The sequence below is a fragment of the Microbacterium sp. KNMS genome (genome assembly GCF_053851835.1).
Genome location: NZ_JBSQBP010000013.1, coordinates 12161 through 32787, shown reverse-complemented (window position 1 = coordinate 32787; position 20627 = coordinate 12161). Strand labels below are relative to the sequence as shown.

At 69.6% G+C, this 20627-nt stretch carries 20 protein-coding genes, 2 tRNA genes and 1 pseudogene; 9 read left to right on the top strand and 14 right to left on the bottom strand.

The window, feature by feature from the left end; all coding sequences use genetic code 11:
- Positions 1-58: 58 nt before the first annotated feature.
- Complete coding sequence (locus ACWXWW_RS09655; RefSeq protein WP_455969757.1) at positions 59-1045, top strand: LacI family DNA-binding transcriptional regulator; 987 nt, start codon at positions 59-61, stop codon at positions 1043-1045.
- Between the two features lie 99 nt (positions 1046-1144).
- Positions 1145-1564, top strand: a complete 420-nt coding sequence (locus ACWXWW_RS09650; RefSeq protein ID WP_455969756.1) for a hypothetical protein — start codon at positions 1145-1147, stop codon at positions 1562-1564.
- A gap of 57 nt (positions 1565-1621) precedes the next feature.
- Here ACWXWW_RS09650 and ACWXWW_RS09645 read toward each other — a convergent pair.
- The 6 genes from ACWXWW_RS09645 to aztB all read right to left on the bottom strand — a co-directional run bounded on the left by ACWXWW_RS09645 (position 1622) and on the right by aztB (position 6280).
- Positions 1622-1694: transfer RNA gene (locus ACWXWW_RS09645), tRNA-Ala, on the bottom strand.
- 14 nt (positions 1695-1708) lie between these two features.
- Positions 1709-1782 (bottom strand) — tRNA-Ile (locus ACWXWW_RS09640).
- A gap of 184 nt (positions 1783-1966) precedes the next feature.
- Positions 1967-3169, bottom strand: coding sequence for a zinc metallochaperone AztD (aztD, locus tag ACWXWW_RS09635; protein WP_455969755.1), 1203 nt, complete (start codon positions 3167-3169; stop codon positions 1967-1969).
- Positions 3170-3192: 23 nt separating this feature from the next.
- Entirely contained in the window at positions 3193-4092 is a 900-nt protein-coding gene (gene aztC / locus ACWXWW_RS09630) for a zinc ABC transporter substrate-binding protein AztC (RefSeq protein ID WP_455969754.1), read from the bottom strand.
- Complete coding sequence (locus ACWXWW_RS09625) at positions 4089-5336, bottom strand: ABC transporter (protein WP_455969753.1); 1248 nt, start codon at positions 5334-5336, stop codon at positions 4089-4091. Before ACWXWW_RS09625 ends, aztC begins: the two co-directional genes overlap by 4 nt.
- A gap of 14 nt (positions 5337-5350) precedes the next feature.
- Complete coding sequence (gene aztB, locus ACWXWW_RS09620) at positions 5351-6280, bottom strand: zinc ABC transporter permease AztB (protein ID WP_455969752.1); 930 nt, start codon at positions 6278-6280, stop codon at positions 5351-5353.
- A gap of 55 nt (positions 6281-6335) precedes the next feature.
- Between aztB and aztA the strand changes: the two genes are divergently transcribed.
- Positions 6336-6965, top strand: coding sequence for a zinc ABC transporter ATP-binding protein AztA (aztA, locus tag ACWXWW_RS09615; RefSeq protein ID WP_455969751.1), 630 nt, complete (start codon positions 6336-6338; stop codon positions 6963-6965).
- A 58-nt stretch (positions 6966-7023) separates the two neighbouring features.
- Here the strand turns inward: aztA and ACWXWW_RS09610 are convergent, their stop codons facing one another.
- The 8 genes and pseudogenes from ACWXWW_RS09610 to ACWXWW_RS09575 form a co-directional block, all read right to left on the bottom strand.
- Positions 7024-7428, bottom strand: a complete 405-nt coding sequence (locus tag ACWXWW_RS09610) for a DUF3566 domain-containing protein (RefSeq protein ID WP_271172522.1) — start codon at positions 7426-7428, stop codon at positions 7024-7026.
- On the bottom strand, positions 7425-9989 hold the full coding sequence (gene gyrA / locus ACWXWW_RS09605; RefSeq protein ID WP_455969750.1) for a DNA gyrase subunit A: 2565 nt from the start codon (positions 9987-9989) through the stop codon (positions 7425-7427). Before gyrA ends, ACWXWW_RS09610 begins: the two co-directional genes overlap by 4 nt.
- 98 nt (positions 9990-10087) lie before the next feature.
- A complete protein-coding gene (gene gyrB, locus ACWXWW_RS09600; RefSeq protein WP_282978355.1) occupies positions 10088-12160 on the bottom strand; it encodes a DNA topoisomerase (ATP-hydrolyzing) subunit B in 2073 nt (690 codons plus the stop codon).
- Between the two features lie 122 nt (positions 12161-12282).
- Positions 12283-12768, bottom strand: a complete 486-nt coding sequence (locus ACWXWW_RS09595) for a DUF721 domain-containing protein (RefSeq protein ID WP_271172525.1) — start codon at positions 12766-12768, stop codon at positions 12283-12285.
- Entirely contained in the window at positions 12761-13945 is a 1185-nt protein-coding gene (gene recF, locus ACWXWW_RS09590) for a DNA replication/repair protein RecF (protein ID WP_455969749.1), read from the bottom strand. Before recF ends, ACWXWW_RS09595 begins: the two co-directional genes overlap by 8 nt.
- A gap of 115 nt (positions 13946-14060) precedes the next feature.
- Entirely contained in the window at positions 14061-15206 is a 1146-nt protein-coding gene (gene dnaN, locus ACWXWW_RS09585; protein WP_271172527.1) for a DNA polymerase III subunit beta, read from the bottom strand.
- Positions 15207-15721: 515 nt separating this feature from the next.
- On the bottom strand, positions 15722-16981 hold the full coding sequence (gene dnaA, locus ACWXWW_RS09580; RefSeq protein ID WP_374727778.1) for a chromosomal replication initiator protein DnaA: 1260 nt from the start codon (positions 16979-16981) through the stop codon (positions 15722-15724).
- Positions 16954-17122 (bottom strand): annotated as a pseudogene (locus ACWXWW_RS09575) (chromosomal replication initiator protein DnaA); the annotation flags it as partial. The gene dnaA and the pseudogene ACWXWW_RS09575, both read right to left, overlap by 28 nt.
- Before the next feature lie 258 nt (positions 17123-17380).
- Here ACWXWW_RS09575 and rpmH point away from each other — a divergent pair.
- The 6 genes from rpmH to rsmG are packed head-to-tail and all read left to right on the top strand — an operon-like array spanning position 17381 to position 20439.
- Positions 17381-17518, top strand: a complete 138-nt coding sequence (gene rpmH, locus ACWXWW_RS09570; protein ID WP_156242570.1) for a 50S ribosomal protein L34 — start codon at positions 17381-17383, stop codon at positions 17516-17518.
- Positions 17519-17534: 16 nt separating this feature from the next.
- Positions 17535-17873 (top strand): ribonuclease P protein component, encoded by a 339-nt coding sequence (gene rnpA / locus ACWXWW_RS09565; RefSeq protein WP_271172529.1) that lies wholly within the window; start codon positions 17535-17537, stop codon positions 17871-17873.
- Positions 17870-18220, top strand: coding sequence for a membrane protein insertion efficiency factor YidD (gene yidD, locus ACWXWW_RS09560; protein WP_271172530.1), 351 nt, complete (start codon positions 17870-17872; stop codon positions 18218-18220). Before rnpA ends, yidD begins: the two co-directional genes overlap by 4 nt.
- Before the next feature lie 5 nt (positions 18221-18225).
- Complete coding sequence (yidC, locus tag ACWXWW_RS09555; protein WP_455969748.1) at positions 18226-19257, top strand: membrane protein insertase YidC; 1032 nt, start codon at positions 18226-18228, stop codon at positions 19255-19257.
- Positions 19258-19297: 40 nt separating this feature from the next.
- On the top strand, positions 19298-19792 hold the full coding sequence (locus ACWXWW_RS09550) for a Jag family protein (RefSeq protein ID WP_324013303.1): 495 nt from the start codon (positions 19298-19300) through the stop codon (positions 19790-19792).
- The gene (rsmG, locus tag ACWXWW_RS09545; protein ID WP_455969747.1) at positions 19792-20439 is read left to right on the top strand and encodes a 16S rRNA (guanine(527)-N(7))-methyltransferase RsmG; all 648 of its coding nucleotides are present in this window, start codon (positions 19792-19794) and stop codon (positions 20437-20439) included. The genes ACWXWW_RS09550 and rsmG overlap by 1 nt, the downstream gene beginning before the upstream one ends.
- Positions 20440-20627 lie beyond the last annotated feature (188 nt).

Below are 20627 nucleotides of genomic sequence, written 5' to 3'. Positions count from 1 at the left end.
GGAGCGGTACAACGATCACGGTATACTACGACGTAATGTCCTGTCAAAGGGGAATCTCATGACCGCGTCCCGACCGACGATCTACGACGTCGCCCAGCGCGCAGGCGTGTCGAAGTCGCTCGTCTCCCTCGTTCTCCGCGGCTCGCCCAAGGTCAGCCCGGAGCGGCGTCGCGCGGTCGAGGAGGCCATCCGCGCACTCGACTACCGTCCGAGCCGAGCCGCCACCGCGCTCGCCGGGGTGCGCACACGCAACATCGGCCTCGTGATCGACGACTTCCGCAACCTCTGGTTCGTCGACCTCCTCGATGGCATGCGCGATGTGCTCGACCCCGCCGGCTTCCAGGTCAGCGTGGCCGACCTCCGCCGAGACGCGCACGCGGTCGAGGGCTTCATCGCGACCCATGCCGAGGCCGTCGTCGTCGCCGCCGAGCCGGATGCGGCGGCCCTGCGCATCCCCGTCCCGGTCGCCGTCGTCGGCGGGCGCGCGGGCTCGATCCCCGGCGCGGACACGGTCGCGAACGACGACACCGAGGGCGCGCGGATCGCGACGCGGCATCTCCTCGAGCTCGGACATCGTCGCATCGGGCATCTCACCGGCGGAGGAGGGTCGGCGGCCCTGCGGCGCGCTGCGTACACCCGTGTGATGCGCGAAGCCGGGCTCCATCCGCTGCTGACCGGCGGCGAGCACGAGACGAGCGATGAGGGGGGCTACCGCGCGGCACGGCAGCTGCTCGAGGCACATCCGGACGTGACCGCGATCTTCGCGTCGAACGACGTCATGGCGCTGGGCGCCGCGGCCGCCCTGCGCGACCGAGGTCTCGCCATCCCGCATGACGTGTCGCTCGTCGGCTACGACGACTCGCCCCTCGCGAACAGCCGCTACCTGTCGTTCACGACGATCGACGACCGCAGCCGCGACGTGGGAGCGGAGACCGCGCGCGCCATCCTCGCCCGGCTCGACGACCCCGAGGCCGAGCCCCGGCACATCCGCCTCTCGCCGACGCTCATCGACCGGGGATCGACGGCGCCGCCCCTCGCACGGTAGAGAAGGGTCGTCAGCCGCACCCTCTCCTGCAGCGCGTCGGCAGCGAGTGTTCCCCGTCCGTTCACCGCATGCCCCCTCGCCGCGCGACGCTGACGGTGGATGGAGAACGCAGACGCGATGCCGCTGCCGGCGATCCTGGCGATCGCCGGCTTCTTCACCGTGATCGTCGCGATCGCCGTCGTGGTCGCCCGGGCGCTCGCGCGGAGCTACCGGCCGGTCGGCGAGGAGAGGTCCCGCGCCGACCGCCTCCAGGTGGGCGGAGTCCGCGTCGAGGCAGGCATCACGTCGTGGGCCAGGCACCCGGGCGGCGGCGAGGAGGCCCCGGCGATGCGCCTGCACGTGCGCTTCCCGTTCCGCGGATCCTCGCACGATGCGGAGCTCGTCGTCCGCATCGATCGCGCGCTCGTCGCCGGCTTCTCCCCCGGGTCGACCGTCCACCTGCTTGTCGATGCCGCTGATCCGAGTGGTGTCGCGATCGATCGATCCCGCAGCCCCGTCGAGCTGCCGCGCTCCCGGTGAGCTCCGGCGCGGAAACGCGAATCGCCCCGGCCGAGTGGCCGGGGCGATTCCTGCGTGTGGAGCCTAGGAGATTCGAACTCCTGACATCTTGCTTGCAAAGCAAGCGCTCTACCAACTGAGCTAAGGCCCCGAGAGGAGACGGAGTGGGGCTACCAGGACTTGAACCTGGGACCTCTTCATTATCAGTGAAGCGCTCTAACCGCCTGAGCTATAGCCCCGTCTTGCGAGAGCCGAACTCTCAACCTGCAAGAGCATACCCGAACCGGGAGGCCGGCGCCAATCGACGCCGCCCTCCCGGGGGTGTCGCACCCGATCGCCGGTGAGACTAGCCCCGGTCGCCGATACCTGTGCCCGGAGCGCTAGTCCGGGCGACGGGGGCTAGTCTCACCGGAAAGGGGCCGCTCAGCCGAGCGCGACCGCGATCTCGTTGGGAGCGGCGTCGAGCTCGACGGTCGCGACGGTCTCGCCCGTCGTCAGGTCGACGGCGTGCACGGCGTTCGAAGCGGGCTCGGTGACGTAGGCGATGTCGCCGTTCACCTTGATCGTGGGGTGCGGGTCCTGCCATTCAGCCGGCCCCTCCCACGCCTCCACGACGGGGAACGCGTGGACGATCTCGCCCGTCTCGGGGTCGAGCACGTGGATCTGTCCGTCGGTCGAGAGGATGTACGCGAGATCCTCCGGCCCGCGCACGACATCGCGGTACGTGTACTGCACCTCGTCCGGCAGCTCCACGACCTCGTAGGTGTGCGCGGCGGTGTCGATGAGCGTCACCGCGTTGAGCAGGTAGCCCTCGGCGTCGGGGTCGCTCTTGTAGTCGCCGACGACGATCGGGCTCGTCTCCGAGACGTACGCGTTGCCCATCCGCCCGTACTCGTCGGGCGCCGTGAACTTCTCGAACGCGCCGTCGTGGAAGAGGAGCGCGCCATCCTCGCAGCCGAAGATCACGGCCTCACCGGCCGCGGTCCCCTCGCCGTGGATGCCGGGGCACTCGTCGCTCGACGCGAGCTCATCCCAGTGGTCGTCGTGCGCGTGGAGCGCGACGGCACCCGACCGCGCGGTCTCGTCGCCGACGGTCGTGAGCAGCGTGCCGTCCTCGAGGACGATCGAGACGCCGTGGTGCGCGGCCTCGGAGCGGTGCGTCTCGCCCTCCGGAAGCGCGTCGTAGCCACCAGCGAACACGTCGGTGTCGAGGATGGTCGTCTCGCTCGTCGCGTCGTCGTAGAGCACCGTCTTCCCCTCGTGCACGACGACGTGCCCGGCGGCAGCCGCCTCGAACACGAGGTCGGTGAGCTCGGGCGCTCCCGTGTCGAGGATCTGGAACCCCTTCGACGTGGTCACGGCGATCGTCCGTCCGTCGCCGAACGGATTGAGCCGCGTGAACTCCTCGGTCTCGAAGGTGTTCACCACCTCGAGCGAGGTGCCGTCGAGCACCGCGATGCCGTTCTCGTAGGCCACCGCGACGCGACCCTCCGCCGGAGCCGCCGGCTCCTCGCTCGCGGTGTCGGGGGCGGCACCTGAGCCCGACGTGGTCGCGCACGCGGTCGCGAGGAGGGAGACCCCCGCGATCACGGCCGCCGCCGTCAGACGTCGTGTGTGTCGTGTCATCGTGTTCCTTTCCGGGATGGCCTTCAGCTCAGGCCCTGGGAGATGCGCTCGGTGTTCGCGCGCATCATGGTGAGGTAGGTGTCGGCGCCCTCTCCGGGCTCCGTGAGCGACTCCGTGAAGAGCTCGACGACGTCGACCTCGATGCCGACCTCGCTCGCGAGCACCTGCACGAGCCGGTCGGGCTGCGAGGACTCCGCGAAGATCGTCGGAACCCCCGCCTCCTCGATCGCGCCCGCGAGGTCGCGCAGGTCGGCGGCGCTCGGCGCCGCGAGGGTGGTGCCGCCGGGGATGACCGCGCCGATCACGCGGAAGTCGAAGCGGTCGGCGAGGTATCCGAAGACGTGGTGGTTCGTGACGAGGGCACGTCGCTCCTCGGGGATCGCCGCGAACGCCGCGGTCATCTCCTCGTCGAGCGTCGCGAGCTCACTCCGATAGGCGTCCGCGTTGCCTCCGACGACGGCGGAATCGATCCCCGGGATGTCGGCGACCGCCGCCTCGAGCGCATCGACGACCTCGACCATCCGCGCAGGGTCGGTCCAGAAGTGCGGGTCCGGCGCACCGCCCTCGGCGTACGGCAGGACGTCGACGACGTCGCCGGCCGCGAGCATCCGCGCCCCCTCCGCCTCCGCGCGGTCGAGGTGCTGCTGCAGCCCCTCCTCGAGGCCGAGCCCGTTCGACACGATGAGGTCGGCATCGCCGAGCGACGCGGCCTCCTGTGCCGAGATCTCGAAGGAGTGCGGATCGGCGTTGCGCTTCATGAGGGTGAGCACCTCCGCCTCGTCGCCCACGACGCTCTGCACGACGTCGCCGAGGATGTTCGTGGTCACGACGATCCGCGGCGTCTCGTCCGCGGGCACGATGGCCGCGCACCCGCTCACCGCGAGCGCGAGCGCAGCCAGCAGTCCGGCAGCCATCCGCCTCATCGCCCGACCTCCGCGACGAACGCGGGAGCCGTCGGCGTCTCGAGGGATCGCGCGACGCGCGCGCCGTCGGCGTAGGCGATCTCGTGGACGACCCCCTCGAGCGGCGCGTTCACGTACGCCCGCTGCGCATCGACCGTGAGCGAGACGCCCGCGAGCGCGTCGGCGTCGGCCAGCGTCTGCGGCAGGAGCGGCTCGGACGCCCCGATCTCCGCGCCGGTCTCGGCGAGGTAGACGCGCACGCGGCCCTCCGCATCGAGCGCGACGACGTGACCGTCCGCGTCGTCGACCGCCGCGACACGCAGAAGCGGTGCCTCCGTCTCGACGAGCCGCCACGCCCGCTCCCGGGTGTCGAGCAGCCAGAAGCCGCGCTCCCCCGCGAGAGCGGCGACCGTCGGGCGCCCCTTGCGGCCGTCGAACGCGGTCGCACGCTCGGCGGTCGTGCCCTCGGGGTACGGGATGCGCTCGAAGACGGGCTCGCCGCGGTCGACCGTCGCGAGCACGGCGCCGTCGGCGCAGCCGACGACGAGCCCGACGCGCGTCGTGATCGTGTCCTCGGCGTCGACGCACGGCGTCTCGGCCTCCGCCTGGTCGCCCTCCGCCGGGGCGAAGCGCAGGCTCTGCACGCGACCGTCCGCGTCGGCCTCGCTCACGAGCGCGCCCGCACCGAGCGGCGCGATGACGCCGTCGGCGGAACCGGCGTCGAGACGCAGCGTCTCGACGATCTCGCCGTTCGAGAGCGCCTTGTTGTCGAGCAGCACGGCGTCGGCGCCGAGGACGATGCCCGTCGCGCCGGCCGTCGCGAGCGGTCCCGTCGAGACCGCGGCGGTGCCCGACCCCTCGAGCGTGCCGACGAGGCGCGGCTCCGCGCGGTAGTAGTGGAAGTGGTCGACGTGATCCCAGGTCCACGTGCCGCTGTCGACGATCTCGACCCCGGCCTCGGTCGTCGCGAAGACGTAGCGGCCATCCGTCGCGACCGCGGTCGGAGCGCCGATCTCGCCGAGCTCGACGGCCGTTCCGTCGAGCAGGTCGAGCACCCCGACGGTCCCGTCCTCGTCGATCGAGACGAGCTGAAGCGGCGGCTCGTCGACCTGAGCGGCGCCGGCCACCGATCCGTGTCCGTCGGCTGCCGGTGACGAGCTCGCCGGCGGCTCGGCCGCGGGCGCGGTTCCGGCGCATCCGGCGAGGAGCAGAGCTCCTGCACCCAGAGCGATCGAGAGTCGGAGGCGGGGCAGGTTTCGGGGCATGGGTTCCTTCCGGGTCATCGGATCGCCGCCGTTCGGGCGATGTGCGGTTCGCGCGAGCGCGCGGTCGCGGAGGCGTGCGTCGGCCCATCCGCGGTCTCCGGGCCATGGGCCGCGGTGCGGCGGCGCATCCGGTCGATGCTCGATCGGACGACGCCGGACAGCGCCGCGAGGAGGATGGCGCTGCCCGCGATCGAGGCGCCGGCGGCGGTGCCCGCGTTCCACGACACGAGGAGGCCCACGAGCACCGAGAGCGCGCCGATCGCGCCCGCGAGCGCCATCGTGACGGGGATGCGCGTCGTCCAGGGCCGCGCGGCGACCGCCGGTGCGAGCAGGAGCCCCACGACGAGCAGCGACCCGACTGCCTGATACGACGAGACGACCGCGAGCGTCACGAGCCCGACCAGCGCGAGCTGCGCACGACGGGGGCGCAGGCCGAGGGTGTGCGCGATGCGCCGGTCGAACGCCGACGCGACGAACGCGCGATGGAACAGGGCGGCGACCGCGACGGTGACGACGAGCGCGCCGGCGAGGAGCGCGATGTCGCCGAGGTCGACCGCGAGGACGTCGCCGAAGAGCATGGCGGTGGCATCCGTGGCGAAGGTGCGCGAGTGCGACACGATGATCACGCCGAGGGAGAGCATCCCGACGAAGAGCAGCCCGATGCTCGTGTCGTATGACAGACGCCCCCGCCGCTGCAGCGCTCCGATGGCCGCGCTCATCGCGACGGCGCTCGCCGCGCCTCCGATGAGGACCGGCAGCCCCAGCACGGTCGCGATCGCGACGCCGGGGAGCATGCCGTGGCCGATCGCCTCGCCGAGGAAGGCCATGCCGCGGATGACCACCCAGGTGCCGACGATGCCGCAGATGAGGGCGACGAGCACGCCGCCGGTCAGGGCGCGCAGGACGAACGCCGCGCTGAGGGGATCGAGGAGCCAGGAGGACACGGTGGTCGAGCCTAACCCAAAATGAGAACGATTATCAATTGCTATAGTGGGCGGGATGCGCTCCCACCGCCCCGCCCTGCTCGCCCATTCGCTGTGCTTCGCCTACGGAGCAGAGGATGCCGTGCACGACATCTCCATGCATCTCGCCTTCGGGGAGGTGACGGCGATCGCGGGCGCCAACGGCTCGGGGAAGTCGACCCTCGTCGAGCTCCTCGCCGGCGTGCGCACGCCGCGGTCAGGTCGTGTCTCTCGAGACGGCGCCGTCGCCCTCGTGGTGCAGCGCCCCGAGGCACCAGACACCCTGCCCGTGACGGTGCGCGAGACGGTCGCGATGGGCACCTGGGCGCGCGGGACCCGTCGTCGCCGAGCGGATGGCCGGCGAGCCGTGGCCGACGCGATCGCGCGCGTCGAGCTCACGGGGCTCGAGGAGCGCCCCCTCTCCAGCCTTTCCGGAGGGCAGCGTCAGCGCGCCCTGCTCGCGCAGGGGATCGTGCGTCGCCCGGCCATCCTGCTCCTCGACGAGCCCGCCGCCGGGCTCGACTCGCGCAGCCGCGACCGGACCCGCGCCATCCTGCGCGAGGAGGCCGCGCGCGGAGCGGCGGTCGCCTGCGTCACGCACGACGAGACGTCGATCGCGGCGGCCGACCGGGTCATCCGCCTCGAAGGGGGACGCGTGGTCGCCTGAGGCGAACGCGAAAGGGCCGGGCATCCGAGGATGCCCGGCCCTTTCCGCGTGAGGCGGGTCAGTTCGAGGTGAAGCCCACGAGCAGACCGCCCGTGATCTTCACGGCGAGGTTGTAGATCCCCGCCACGACCGCGCCCAGCACGGTCACGACGATGAGGTTGAGGATTGCCACCACCGCGGCGAACGCCATCACCTGCGGCAGCCCGACGAACGCGGACAGCGTCAGCTCGCCGTCGGAGAACGCCGCCATGAGCTCATCGGCCTGGGCGATGAGGCCCGTCGTCTGCACGACCATGTAGATGAGGAAGAACGTCACGATCGTCACGACGGCGAGCGCCACCGCGGCGAGGAAGGACAGCTTCACGGCCGACCAGAAGTCGACGTACACCAGGCGCAGACGCACCTGCTTCGCGCTGGTCTTGTGCGCCTGCTTCTTGGCGAGCTTGTCCGCTACTGTGCTCATGCGTCAGTGGTTCCTTCGGGGGTCTCGGATCCCGGGGCCGCCTCGTCGGCGTCTTCCCCGCTCTCGTCGCTCAGCCCGCGTTCGGTGTTTCGGGCGATCGCGAGGATGCGGTCGTTCTTGTCGGGCCGCGCGAAGACGACACCCATCGTGTCGCGGCCCTTCGCAGGTACCTCGGCCACGGCAGAGCGTACCACCTTGCCCTTTTCGAGAACCACGAGAACCTCGTCATCCTCCTGGACGATGAGGCCGCCGGCCAGCACGCCGCGGTCGTCGTTGAGCTTGGCGACCTTGATGCCGAGACCGCCGCGGCCCTGGACCCGGTACTCCTCGATCGCGGTGCGCTTGGCGTAGCCGCCGTCGGTCACGACGAACACGTAAGCGCCGGGTGCCGCCACCGATGCCGACAGCAGGTCGTCGCCCTCGCGGAACGACATGCCCTTCACGCCGCTCGTCGAGCGGCCCATCGGACGCAGCGCGTCGTCGGTCGCCGAGAACCGCAGCGACATGCCGTGGTGGCTGATGAGGAGGATGTCGTCGTCCGCGTTCACCGTGAGCGCGCTGACGAGCTCGTCGCCGTCGCGCAGGTTGATCGCGATGATGCCGCCCTGGCGGTTCGAGTCGTACTCCGTGAGCCGCGTCTTCTTCACGAGGCCCGAGCGCGTCGCGAGCACGAGGTACTCGGCGTCGTCGTACGACTTCAGCTCGATCACCTGGGCGATCTGCTCGTCGGGCTGCAGCGCGAGGAGGTTCGCCACGTGCAGGCCCTTCGCGTCGCGGCCGGCTTCGGGAACCTCGTAGGTCTTGGTCCGGTAGACGCGGCCCTTCGTCGTGAAGAAGAGGAGCCAGTGGTGGGTCGTCGTGACGAAGAAGTGCTCCACGACGTCGTCGGCGCGCAGCTGCGCGCCCTTCACGCCCTTGCCGCCGCGGCGCTGGGAGCGGTAGTTGTCGCTGCGCGTGCGCTTGATGTAGCCCTCGCGCGTGATCGTGACGACCATCTCCTCCTCGGCGATGAGGTCCTCGATCGAGACGTCGCCGTCGAAGCCGTGGAGGATGTGGGTGCGGCGCTCGTCGCCGAAGCGGTCGACGATCTCGGTGAGCTCCTCGCGGATGATCACGCGCTGACGGCCCTCGTCGGCGATGATCGCCTTGTAGTCCTCGATCTGCGCCTCGAGCTCGGTGGCCTCGTCGATGATCTTCTGGCGCTCGAGGGCGGCCAGGCGGCGCAGCTGCATCTGCAGGATGGCGTCGGCCTGGATGTCGTCGATCTCGAGGAGCGCCTTGAGGCCCTCGCGCGCCTCGTCGACCGTCGGGGAGCGGCGGATGAGCGCGATCACCTCGTCGAGGGCGTCGAGCGCCTTGAGGTACGCGCGCAGGATGTGCATGCGCTCCTCGGCCTTGCGGAGGCGGAACTCCGTGCGGCGGACGATGACGTCGAGCTGGTGGGCGATCCAGTAGTGCACGAAGCCGTCGAGCGGGAGCGTGCGCGGCACGCCGTCGACGATCGCGAGCATGTTCGCGCCGAAGTTCGTCTGCAGCTCGGTGTGCTTGTAGAGGTTGTTCAGCACGACCTTCGCGACCGCGTCGCGCTTGAGCACGATCACGAGACGCTGGCCCGTGCGGCCCGACGTCTCGTCGCGGATGTCGGCGATCCCGGTGACCTTGCCCTCGCGGGCGAGCTCGCCGATCTTCACGGCGAGGTTGTCGGGGTTCACCTGATACGGGAGCTCGGTGATCACGAGGCACGTGCGGCCCTGGATCTCCTCGATCTCGACGACCGCGCGCATCGTGATCGACCCGCGCCCCGTGCGGTACGCCTCGTGGATGCCCTTCGTGCCGAGGATCTGCGCACCGGTCGGGAAGTCCGGGCCGGGGATCCGCTGCATGAGGCCGCCGAGCAGCTCCTCGCGCGGCAGGTCGGGGTGGTCGAGCGCCCACAGGGCGCCGTCGGCGACCTCGCGCAGGTTGTGCGGCGGGATGTTCGTCGCCATGCCGACCGCGATGCCGACCGAGCCGTTGACGAGGAGGTTCGGGAAGCGCGCCGGGAGGACCGACGGCTCCTGAGTCTCGCCGTCGTAGTTGTCCTGGAAGTCGACGGTCTCCTGCTCGATGTCGCGCACCATCTCGAGCGCGAGCGGGGCCATCTTCGTCTCGGTGTACCGGGGCGCGGCCGCGCCCTGGTTTCCGGGCGACCCGAAGTTGCCCTGTCCCTGCGCCAGCGGGTACCGCAGCGACCAGGGCTGCACGAGGCGCACGAGGGCGTCGTAGATCGCGGTGTCGCCGTGCGGGTGGTACTGACCCATCACCTCGCCGACCACGCGGGCGCACTTCGAGAACTTCTTGTCGGGCCGGTAGCCGCCGTCGTACATCGCGTACACGACGCGGCGGTGCACGGGCTTGAGGCCGTCGCGCACATCCGGAAGGGCACGCCCCACGATCACGCTCATCGCGTAGTCGAGGTAGCTGCGCTGCATCTCCGACTGCAGGTCGACCTGGTCGATGCGGCCGTGGTTGTGGGCCGCCGTGAGGTCGGGGCGCTGCTCGTCGTTGCTCTCGTCAGTCATGGTCTCTCAGTTTCGGATCAGTTCGTGAGGTCGGCGTGCGACGTCTCGACTCGCTTCGCTCGCTCGACGACCGGGTGGCGTCTCGCTCGCCGGAGTCGTCAGATGTCCAGGAACCTCACGTCCTTCGCGTTGCGCTGGATGAAGCTCCGGCGGGACTCGACGTCCTCGCCCATGAGCACCGAGAAGATCTCGTCGGCCGCGGCGGCGTCGTCGATGGTCACCTGACGCAGCGTGCGCGTCTCGGGGTTCATCGTCGTGTCCCACAGCTCCGAGTCGTTCATCTCGCCGAGACCCTTGTAGCGCTGGATGCCCGCGTCCTTCGGGAGGCGCTTGCCGGCGGCCGCGCCCTCCTTGAGGAGCGCGTCGCGCTCGCGGTCGCTGTAGACGTACTCGTGCGGCGCGTTCGACCACTTGAGGCGGTAGAGCGGCGGCATCGCGAGGTACACGAAGCCGGCCTCGACGAGCCCGCGCATGTAGCGGAACAGCAGCGTCAGCAGGAGCGTCGTGATGTGCTGGCCGTCGACGTCGGCATCCGTCATCAGCACGATCTTGTGGTAGCGCGCCTTCTCGATGTCGAACTCGGGCCCGATGCCCGTGCCGAACGCCTGGATCATCGCCTGGACTTCCTTGTTGCCCAGCGCCTTGTCGATGCGCGCGCGCTCGACGTTGAGGATCTTGCCGCGCAGCGCGAGGATCGCCTGCGTGTGCGGGTCGCGGCCGCCCACGGCCGAGCCGCCTGCGGAGTCTCCCTCGACGAGGAAGATCTCGCTGATCGACGGGTCCTTCGACGTGCAGTCCTTGAGCTTGTCGGGCATCGCGGCCGACTCGAACACGCTCTTGCGCCGCGCCGTCTCGCGCGCCTTGCGCGCGGCCATCCGCGCCGTCGCCGCGTCGATCGCCTTGCGGATGATGTTCTTCGCCTGCGCAGGATTCCGCTCGAACCAGTCGGCGAGCTGGTCGTTCACGACCTTCTGCACGAAGGCCTTGGCCTCGGTGTTGCCGAGCTTCGTCTTCGTCTGGCCCTCGAACTGCGGCTCGGAGAGCTTCACGGAGATGACGGCGGTCAGCCCCTCGCGGACGTCGTCGCCCGTGAGGTTGTCGTCCTTCTCCTTGATGATGTTGTTCGCACGCGCGTACCGGTTGACGAGAGAGGTGAGCGCCGCGCGGAAGCCCTCCTCGTGGGTGCCGCCCTCGTGCGTGTTGATCATGTTCGCGTACGTGAAGACGTTCTCGGTGTAGCTCGTCGTCCACTGCATGGCGATCTCGACGGCCATCCGGCCATCGCCCTGCTCCGACTCGAGCACGACGATCTCCTCGTTCACGCGCTCGGCCTTGCGCACCTTGTTCAGGTACTCGACGTAGTCGACGAGGCCGCGCTCGTAGTGGAAGACGTTGTGGCGCTTGACGATCTCGGTCGAGCCGTCCTCGGCCTCGACCTCCTCCGCCGACGACTCGCGCTCGTCCGACAGCTCGATGCGCAGGCCCTTGTTGAGGAACGCCGTCTGCTGGAAGCGGGTGCGGAGGGTCTCGTAGTCGAACTCGACGCCCTCGACGAAGATCTCCGCGTCGGGCCAGAACGTGATGCTCGTGCCCGTCTCCTCGGTGGCCTCGCCCTGCTCGATCGGCGCGATCGGCACGCCGCCGCCCGAGAACGACTGGCGCCAGACGTAGCCGTCGCGCTTGACCACCGCGTCGAGGCGGGTCGAGAGCGCGTTGACGACCGACGAACCGACGCCGTGCAGACCGCCGGAGACCGCGTAGCCGCCGCCGCCGAACTTGCCGCCGGCGTGCAGCACGGTGAGGACCACCTCGAGCGTCGACTTGCCCTCGGTCTTGTGCATCGCGACGGGGATGCCGCGGCCGTTGTCGACGACCCGGACACCGCCATCCGCGAGCAGCGTCACGACGATCGTGTCGCAGTAGCCCGCGAGCGCCTCATCGACCGAGTTGTCGACGATCTCGTAGACGAGATGGTGCAGACCGCGCGGACCGGTCGATCCGATGTACATGCCCGGGCGCTTGCGCACGGCCTCGAGGCCCTCGAGGACCTGGATCGCATCGGCGCCGTACTCGTTCTGCACCTTGCGGGGGCCCGATGCGGCGTCGCCCCTCTCGTCTGCCCGACCATCGTCGATCGGCTCGGACTCGTTCTGAGGGGTTTCGCTCGTCATAGGAAGAAGTGCTCCACATCTGTGATCGGCAGCCTTCCGAGTCTATCGTCCCGAGCGCTCGGCCGCGGCCGTCACCGCCCGTCTCACGCGAGAAAAACAGGCAGCCTACGATCCGACCCGTGCTAGCCGTAGGTATCGCGCGGGCCGCGCCCTGGAACGCGCCTGATGCCGTGATTCCAGGAGGGCACGTCGGGCCCGAAGAAGCGGATGTCGGTGACGCCCGCCTCGGGGTACAGCTGCACGACCCGCGTGAGGAAGTGCGCGCGCATGAGATGCATCTGCTTGCTGCGCGGCGTCGAGTCGCACCGCACGACGACGACGCCGTTCGAGAAGGTCTCGATCCGGGAGTGCGCGGCGTTGTCGGGCCCGGCGATCTCCTCCCAGTTCAGGGCGAGGTCCTCGCGCTGGAGGTGCGGCTCCCATCCGCTCGATCGGGTGAGCACGTCGAGCGCCTCTCCCAGCGGCTTCGGGTCGCGCCCCGGCGCGAACGGCGCGTTCTCATCGTCGTCGTCGACGATCCGCCGCTTCTTGCGATACCTCTTGCTGGGCTCGAGCCCGCGCAGCCGCAGGTACGTCGCGATCGTCTCGGGGACCTCGGGCTCAGCCATCCGAGGGCTCCGGAGAGAGCGGATGGTCCGCGAGCGGCCCGAGGACGGCTCCGGCCTCGATGCGCACCGCGTTCGCACGCAGCGGCTCGGGCACGTCCGCGGCGACGGCCGCGGTGACGAGCACCTGCTCGAAGTCGGCGACCACGTCGGCCAGGCGCCGGCGGCGGTCGGCATCGAGCTCGGCGAACACGTCGTCGAGGATGAGGATGGGGTCGCCGCCCTGAGACTCGGCGCGCAGCAGCTCGGCCGACGCGAGGCGCAGGGCGAGCGCGACCGACCACGACTCGCCGTGCGACGCGTAGCCCTTCACGGGGAGGCCGCGAACCGTGAGGAGCAGGTCGTCCCGATGCGGACCGACGAGGGTCAGCCCGCGGTCGAGCTCCTGCGCGCGGCGCGCCGCGAGCGCGGACCGGAAGAGCTCCTCGGTCGAGCCCTCGTCCGCGCCGGCGAGCAGCTCATCCCCCTCCTCGGGATCCGCGCCGCGGACGGAGAGCACCCAGCTGAGCTCGGGGCGATGGTCCTCGCCCGCCACCCCCGCGTAGGCAGCGGCGACGGGCTCGGCGAGATCCTGCGCGAGGCGCACGCGCGCGTCGATGAGCTGCGAGCCCAGCGCCACGAGCTTGTCATCCCACACGTCGAGCGTCGACAGCTGCGCCCCCTTGAGACCGCGCGCCCGCGCGGACTTCAGCAGCGCGGTGCGCTGCCGCAGGGTCCGCTCGTAGTCGGCGATGACGCCGGCCATGCGCGGTGTGCGCTGGATGAGCAGCTGATCGGCGAAACGACGACGCTGCGAGGGGTCGCCGCGCACGATCTGCAGGTCCTCGGGGGCGAAGAGCACGGCCTGCGCGTAGCGCGGCAGCTCGGAGGTGCGCACGGGAGAGCCGCTCACGCGCGCGCGGTTCGACCCCTGCTTGTTGATCTGGAGCTCGAGGGTCACCCGACGGGCGCCGTGCGCGAGACGCGCGCGGACGAACGCGGCGTCCTTCCCCTCGCGCACGAGCGGGGCATCCGACGACACCCGGTGCGAGCCGAGCGTCGCGAGATACGCGATCGCCTCGGCGAGATTGGTCTTGCCCTGGCCGTTCCGCCCGACGAGGACGTTCGGCCCCGGCTGCAGGGCGAGCTCGGCCTCTGCGTAGTTGCGGAAGTCGACGAGGCTGAGGTGCTCGACGATCATGTCCTCGACCTCCTTCCGGGATGCGCGGAGGCGATCCAGGACGTCGTGTCGCGACGTTTCGTCTCGCTCCGCTCGCTCAACGACCGATCAGCGGCGCGCGGCCCGCGCCCGGGTCCTACCTCAGCAGCAGGTTCGGCTGGAGCAGGTACTTGAACGAGTCCTGACCCGCCTGGTCGACCGACGTCTGGCTCGTGATGAGGATCGGGCTCAGCTTGTTCGCGTTGTCGCTCGACGTGAACGTCACCCGCACGAACTCGCTCTTCACGGCGCCGAGCGCCTCGAGCAGGTACTGCGGGTTGAGCCCGAGGGTGACCTCGTCGCCGCCCGTGAGGTGCGCGTCGACCGACTCGGATGCGCGGGCCTGGTCGCCGCCCGAGGCGTCCATCGTGACCTGAGAGGTCGAGAACGTGAAGCGCAGCGGCGCGGAGCGGTCGAGCACGAGCGACACGCGGCGCACGGCCTCCGCGAGGTCGGCGGTGCTCACCACCGCGTAGTGCTCGGTCTGCGCGGGGAACAGACGGCGGACCGGCGGGAAGTTGCCCTTGATGAGCAGCGACGTCACCGTCTTGTTGCCGGCCGTGAAGGCGATGATCTCGCGGTCGCCCGAGCCGGAGAACGCGATCGAGATGTTGCCGCCGTGGGAGAAGGTCTTGCCGACCTCCTGCAGCGTGCGCGCCGGCACGAGCGCCGTCGCCTCCTGCTGGCTGCCGTCCCACGGGATGTCGCGGAGCGCGACGCGGTACCGGTCCGTCGCGACGAGGCTCAGGCCCGTGCCCGAGACCTCGAGCTGTACGCCGGTGAGGACGGGGGTCACGTCATCGCGCGACGCGGCGAACGCGACCTGCGAGATCGCGGTCGCGAAGTCGTCGCCGGGAACGAGGCCCGACTCGCCCGTGACCTCCGGGATCGCGGGGTATTCCTCAACCGGCATCGACGCGAGGGCGAAGCTCGCGGAGCCGCACGTCAGCGCGATGTTGCCGTCGTCCTCGGTCGAGATCTGGATCGGCTGGTTCGGCAGGCGGCTCGCGATGTCGGAGAGCAGTCGGCCGTGCACGAGGATCGTGCCCGGCTCGTCCACCGTGGCCTCGATCGTCGTGCGCGCCGACGCCTCGTAGTCGAACGCCGAGAGGGCGAGGCTGCCGTCGCCGTTCGCCTCGATGAGCACGCCCGCCAGGATCGGCTGAGGGTTGCGCTGCGGCAGCAGCTTGACGACGAATGAGACGGCCTCGCTGAAGACGTCGCGGTTCACGTGGAACTTCACGTGTCGCTCCCCTCGGAATCACAACAACGGGCGCTCTTGGCCCACGGGTCTCCCATGCTAGTGCCCCGCGTTCGACCGTCCGTCGAGAAGGTCATCGGAGGCCCTTTCAGACAAGAGATCTCTTAACCGTGTTAACCGCTGTGGACAGTGTGGATAACTCTGTGGATGCAAGGCGGGAGTAGGGAACGACATGTGTGTGACTTGTGGAGGAGCTGCGGACGCGTCGTGGACGGCTCGGATGGCCGCCGAGCCGCTGTCACAGGCGGTTCCACACATCCGTGGCGTGTCCTCCACACCGTCTGAGGCGTGTCTCCCCAGTTATCCACAGGAGTTTTCACATGGGGAGAACTTGTTATAGGGGGTCGACGCGCCCTGCGTCAAGAGCGCGTTCAGGCATACGTCACGCGGCGTACAGGTGACGGAAAGCGCATGTCCCGATCGAGGCCGTATTGCCCGGCAGACGCCGACGAGGGCCCGGAACGCGTGGTTCCGAGCCCTCGTGCGGGAAGGGCGGGTCAGCGCCGCCCGAGCTGCGTGGTGATCTCCTGCACCTGGTTGTAGACCGAGCGCTTCTCCTTCATGAGCTCGTTGATCTTCCGGTACGCGTACATCACCGTCGTGTGGTCGCGCCCTCCGAAGAGCTGCCCGATCTTGGGGAGCGAGAGGCTCGTGCGCTCGCGGCAGAGGTACATGGCGATCTGACGGGCCTGCGCGACGGACTGCGCGCGGCTCGAGCCGTGCAGATCGTCGGCGGTGAGCTTGAAGTAGCCGGCGGTCACGCTGATGATGTCGTTCGGCGACACGACGGTGTCCTCGGACTGGTCGACGATGTCGCGCAGCACGGTCTGGGCGAGCTCGAGGGAGACGGGCGACCTGTTGAGGCTCGCGAACGCCGAGACGCGGATGAGGGCGCCCTCGAGCTCGCGGATGTTCGTGGAGACGTTCGAGGCGATGTACTCGATCACGTCGTCGGGGATGTCGAGGCGCTCGGCCTGCCCCTTCTTCCGCAGGATCGCGACGCGCGTCTCGAGATCGGGTGCCTGGACATCCGTGATGAGGCCCCATTCGAAGCGGCTGCGCATGCGGTCCTCGAAGCCCGTGAGGAGCTTGGGCGCGACGTCGCTCGTGATGACCACCTGCTTGTCGTGGTCATGCAGCGTGTTGAACGTGTGGAAGAAGGTCTCCTGCGTCTCGGCCTTGCCCTGCAGGAACTGGATGTCGTCGATCAGCAGGATGTCGACCTCGCGGTACCGCGCGTTGAAGGCGGCGCCGCGGTTGTTCGCGATCGAGTTGATGAAGTCGTTCGTGAACTCCTCGCTCGAGACGTATCGTACGCGGACGCCCGGATAGAGGTTGAGCGCGTAGTCGCCGATCGCATGGAGGAGGTGCGTCTTGCCGAGGCCAGAGTCGCCGTAGATGAAGAGCGGGTTGTACGCCTTCGCCGGCGCCTCGGCGACGGCGACGGCCGCGGCGTGCGCGAACCTGTTCGACTGGCCGATGACGAAGTTGTCGAAGGTGTACTTCGGGTTGAGGCGCGTGTCCTCCCGCGACCTGCTCTGCGGCGGCGCCGAAGCGGACGTCGACGCGACAGGGCGCTGCGGAGCCTCCACGGGGACCGGCGGCGCGGGCGCGTCGAAAGACGCCTCGGTGAGCTCGGGGTTCACCGACACGCGGAACGACTTGGCGTCGGCGCCGATGCGCTCGAGCGCCTCCATGATCGGCTCGCGCATGCGCTTGTTGATCTGGGCGGCCGTCAGGTCGTTCGGCACGTCGATGTAGAGGGTGCCCCCCATGACGCCCTGAGGGACGGCGAGACTCAGGTATCCCTCGAGAAGAGGAGTGATCCGATCGTCGCTGGCCAGCTCCGCCAGCACCGTGCGCCAGACGGGGACGTCCGGGATCTCGTGCGCGCTCATGGCCTCCCCTAGCCTGTGGATAACTTCGTGACACGCTAGTGGATGGATGGCGAACGGCAAACTCCGTCTTGGCGCGCGCTCGCGTGTTCCTGCGGGCGCGGATCCGACACTGTGGAGATACTGTCAGGTTGTCCGCCTCATTTGCAGGATCGCCCTCGGTCGGCGTACTCTAAATCGGTTGACTTATGCCCTTCCGGGCTCCACCAACTCTCGTCTCCGGTCACATGATTCCGGTGACCATCCCTCCGGAGTGATTCCATGAGCAAGCGCACTTTCCAGCCCAACAACCGCCGTCGTGCCAAGAAGCACGGCTTCCGCGCTCGTATGCGCACCCGCGCCGGCCGCGCCATCCTCGCCGCACGTCGCGGCAAGGGTCGCGTCGAGCTCTCGGCGTAATCCCGACGACGAGTCCGTGCTCGCGAGGCCGCATCGCCTGGTCCTCGGCGCCGACTATCGCAAGGTCGTGCGTCGAGGCTCTCGATGCGCCGGTGCGTCGACCGTGACGCACGTCGTGCACTCCTTCGAGGAGCGCGCGCCGCGGTTCGGATTCATCGTCAGCAAGGCCGTCGGCAACGCCGTCACCCGGAACACCGTGCGCCGCCGCCTCAAGGCGGTGTGCGCGGAGGCGCTTCCGGACGTGCGACCGGGGGCCGATGTCGTCATCCGCGCCCTGCCCTCGGCGGCCGACGCCACCTTCCAGGAGCTCCGCTCCGAGGTGACGCGCTGCCTCGCGCGCAAGGCGGCGGCATGAGCGTGCTGCCCGCGTCGGCCACAGGGTCGGCGCGGTTTCGCGTATCCGACGCCGTTCGGGCGCTCCCGCTGCTGCCGCGCAACGCCGGCCTCGTGCTCCTGCACGGATATCGCGCGACGATCTCGCACCTCTACGGCGACGTCTGCAAGTACTACCCCTCCTGCTCCGCATACGCGGTGACGGCCGTGCAGCAGCACGGTCTCGTGAAAGGATCGGGACTGGCGGCGATGCGCATCGCCCGGTGCCACCCGTGGGCTGCGGGCGGCGAAGATGACGTGACGCCGCACCCGCGCTTCCGCTACGACCTCACCCGTCACGGCTTCGTCGTGCCGCTACGAAAGGACTGACCTCCGTGGACTTCCTCGGAATCATCCTCTGGCCCATCCGCTGGGTCATCGAAATGATCCTCGTCGGCTGGCACGCCGTCCTCACCTTCTTCGGCATGCCGGTGGACGGCGGACTCACCTGGGTCCTCTCGATCGCCGGCGTCGTCGTCATCGTGCGCACGGCTCTGATCCCGCTCTTCGTGAAGCAGATCAAGAGCCAGCGCAAGATGATGGAAATCGCTCCTGAGATGAAGAAGATCCAGGAGAAGTACCGGGGTAAGCGCGATCAGCTCTCTCGCGAGGCGATGAGCCGCGAGACCATGGCCCTGTACAAGAAGCACGGCACGACGCCGGTGTCGAGCTGCCTGCCTCTGCTCGTGCAGATGCCGGTCTTCTTCTCGCTGTACTACACGCTGTACGACATCAAGGCGCACGCGGCAGCGAACAAGGGCGGCGTCGGCCTGCTGTCGCCGGAGCTCACGCAGCAGTTCAACAACGCGAAGCTGTTCGACATCGCCCCGCTGAGCGAGACGCTCGTCGACGCCATCCAGCACCGCCCCGACGGCTGGGTCGGCACCACGATCATCCTCGTGATCATGGTCGCGCTGATGATCGCGACGCAGTTCTTCACGCAGTTGCAGATCGTCTCGAAGAACCTCTCGCCCGAGGCCAAGACGGGCCAGGCGTACCAGATGCAGCGCATCATGCTCTACATCATCCCGTTCGCGATGATCTTCTCGGGCGTCTTCTTCCCGCTGGGCGTCGTCTCGTACTGGTTCTTCAACAACCTCTGGACGATGTGCCAGCAGTTCCTCGTGATCCGCGAGCTCCCGACGCCCGGCTCGGATGCCGCGAAGGAGCGCGAGGCGCGTCTCGCCCGCAAGGGCAAGGCGATCAACAGCCAGGGCAAGGTCGTCACGATGGCCGAGTACGAGGCCGAGCAGCAGGAGCTGCTGCGCAAGGCCGAGGAGGCCCGCGCGAAGCAGCCCAAGCGCCAGCAGCCCATGAGCGCGAAGCGCGCGAAGAAGCAGCAGCGGCCCGACGGCGCGTCGAGCTGACGCCCCCTCCGCCCGGACCGGCCACACGAGAATGGACGCCATGAACACGCAGCCCGCCACCGCGGCCGACGCCCCCACCGAGGCCGACCTCGAGCGCGAGGGCGACGTCGCCGCCGACTTCCTCGAGGGCCTTCTCGATATCGCCGACATCGACGGCGACCTCACGCTCGACGTGCGCCAGGGGCGCGCGTACGTGTCGGTCGAGTCGGACGACGCGTCGCTGCGCGTGATCTCGCACCCGGACACCGTGCAGGCTCTGCAGGAGCTCACCCGGCTCGCGGTGCAGAGCGAGACCGGCGCCTTCTCGCGGCTCATCCTGGACATCGGCGGCTCGCGCGACGTCCGCCGTCGACAGCTCGAGACGCTCGTCGATGCGGCCGTCGCGAAGCTCGAGGAGGGGGCCACGCAGGCGTCCCTTCCGTCGATGTCGTCGTACGAGCGCAAGCTCGTGCACGACATCGCTGCGGACCGCGGTCTCGTCTCGGAGTCGTACGGCGAGGGACCCGACCGCCACACGGTCATCCGCCGCGGCTGATGGCCTCCTCCCCCGCCGGCCTCGAGGCCGAGCCCGCCGAGGCGGCCGCGCTCTTCGGAGATCGGATCGATCTGGCGCGCACGTACACGCAGGCACTCGCCGAGCACGGCGAGGAGCGCGGGCTGATCGGCCCCCTCGAGGTTCCGCGCCTGTGGTCGCGCCACATCCTCAACTCCGCCGTGACGGCGCCCCTCTTCCCCGAGGGCGGACGCGTCGGCGACGTGGGGTCGGGTGCCGGCCTGCCGGGGCTCGTGCTGGCGATCGCGCGGCCGGACGTGCAATGGGTGCTCATCGAGCCGATGGAGCGTCGCACGACCTGGCTCAACGAGCAGGTCGCGGCGCTGGGCCTCGACAACGTCGTGGTCGAACGCGCACGCGCCGAAGAGGCGGGGCGCTGGGAAGGTGTGCTCGACGCCGTCACGGCACGCGCGGTGTCGGCGCTGAGGACGCTCATCCCCTGGACCGCTCCGCTCGTGCGCGACGGCGGAGAGCTGATCCTTCTGAAGGGGCAGAGCGCTCCGAACGAGATCGATGCCGCGGCGAAGGCCATCCGGAAGTACAAGCTGTCGGATGTCCGTGTGGAGATGGTCGGCGAGGGCACGGTCTCCGAGCCCACGCGGGTCGTGCGCGCTCTCGTCCGCGCGTAATTGCCACCTGATCTGGGATTCCCTTCGGCGCACGACTGGGGATGGTTCCGTGCGCCGCCCCTCGGTAGCCTCGGAGCATAGATCAACGCGAGCGCGACGAACGCATCCGCGCGTAGGACGGGGAGCATTTCGACGAGGGCGAGCGCCTGTCCTCGCGATCGGCTGCGGGTCGGCTTGAGTTCCTCCGT

Coding starts and splice junctions, on each gene's coding strand:
- ACWXWW_RS09650 (WP_455969756.1), top strand. CDS start 1,145: ATGGAGAACGCAGACGCGATGCCGCTGCCGGCGATCCTGGCGATCGCC.
- gyrA (WP_455969750.1), bottom strand. CDS start 9,989: ATGACTGACGAGAGCAACGACGAGCAGCGCCCCGACCTCACGGCGGCC.
- rsmG (WP_455969747.1), top strand. CDS start 19,792: ATGGCCTCCTCCCCCGCCGGCCTCGAGGCCGAGCCCGCCGAGGCGGCC.
- recF (WP_455969749.1), bottom strand. CDS start 13,945: ATGATCGTCGAGCACCTCAGCCTCGTCGACTTCCGCAACTACGCAGAG.
- yidD (WP_271172530.1), top strand. CDS start 17,870: ATGAGCGTGCTGCCCGCGTCGGCCACAGGGTCGGCGCGGTTTCGCGTA.
- ACWXWW_RS09655 (WP_455969757.1), top strand. CDS start 59: ATGACCGCGTCCCGACCGACGATCTACGACGTCGCCCAGCGCGCAGGC.
- ACWXWW_RS09595 (WP_271172525.1), bottom strand. CDS start 12,768: ATGGCTGAGCCCGAGGTCCCCGAGACGATCGCGACGTACCTGCGGCTG.
- ACWXWW_RS09610 (WP_271172522.1), bottom strand. CDS start 7,428: ATGAGCACAGTAGCGGACAAGCTCGCCAAGAAGCAGGCGCACAAGACC.
- rpmH (WP_156242570.1), top strand. CDS start 17,381: ATGAGCAAGCGCACTTTCCAGCCCAACAACCGCCGTCGTGCCAAGAAG.
- ACWXWW_RS09625 (WP_455969753.1), bottom strand. CDS start 5,336: ATGCCCCGAAACCTGCCCCGCCTCCGACTCTCGATCGCTCTGGGTGCA.
- aztD (WP_455969755.1), bottom strand. CDS start 3,169: ATGACACGACACACACGACGTCTGACGGCGGCGGCCGTGATCGCGGGG.
- aztA (WP_455969751.1), top strand. CDS start 6,336: ATGCGCTCCCACCGCCCCGCCCTGCTCGCCCATTCGCTGTGCTTCGCC.
- gyrB (WP_282978355.1), bottom strand. CDS start 12,160: ATGACGAGCGAAACCCCTCAGAACGAGTCCGAGCCGATCGACGATGGT.
- ACWXWW_RS09550 (WP_324013303.1), top strand. CDS start 19,298: ATGAACACGCAGCCCGCCACCGCGGCCGACGCCCCCACCGAGGCCGAC.
- aztC (WP_455969754.1), bottom strand. CDS start 4,092: ATGAGGCGGATGGCTGCCGGACTGCTGGCTGCGCTCGCGCTCGCGGTG.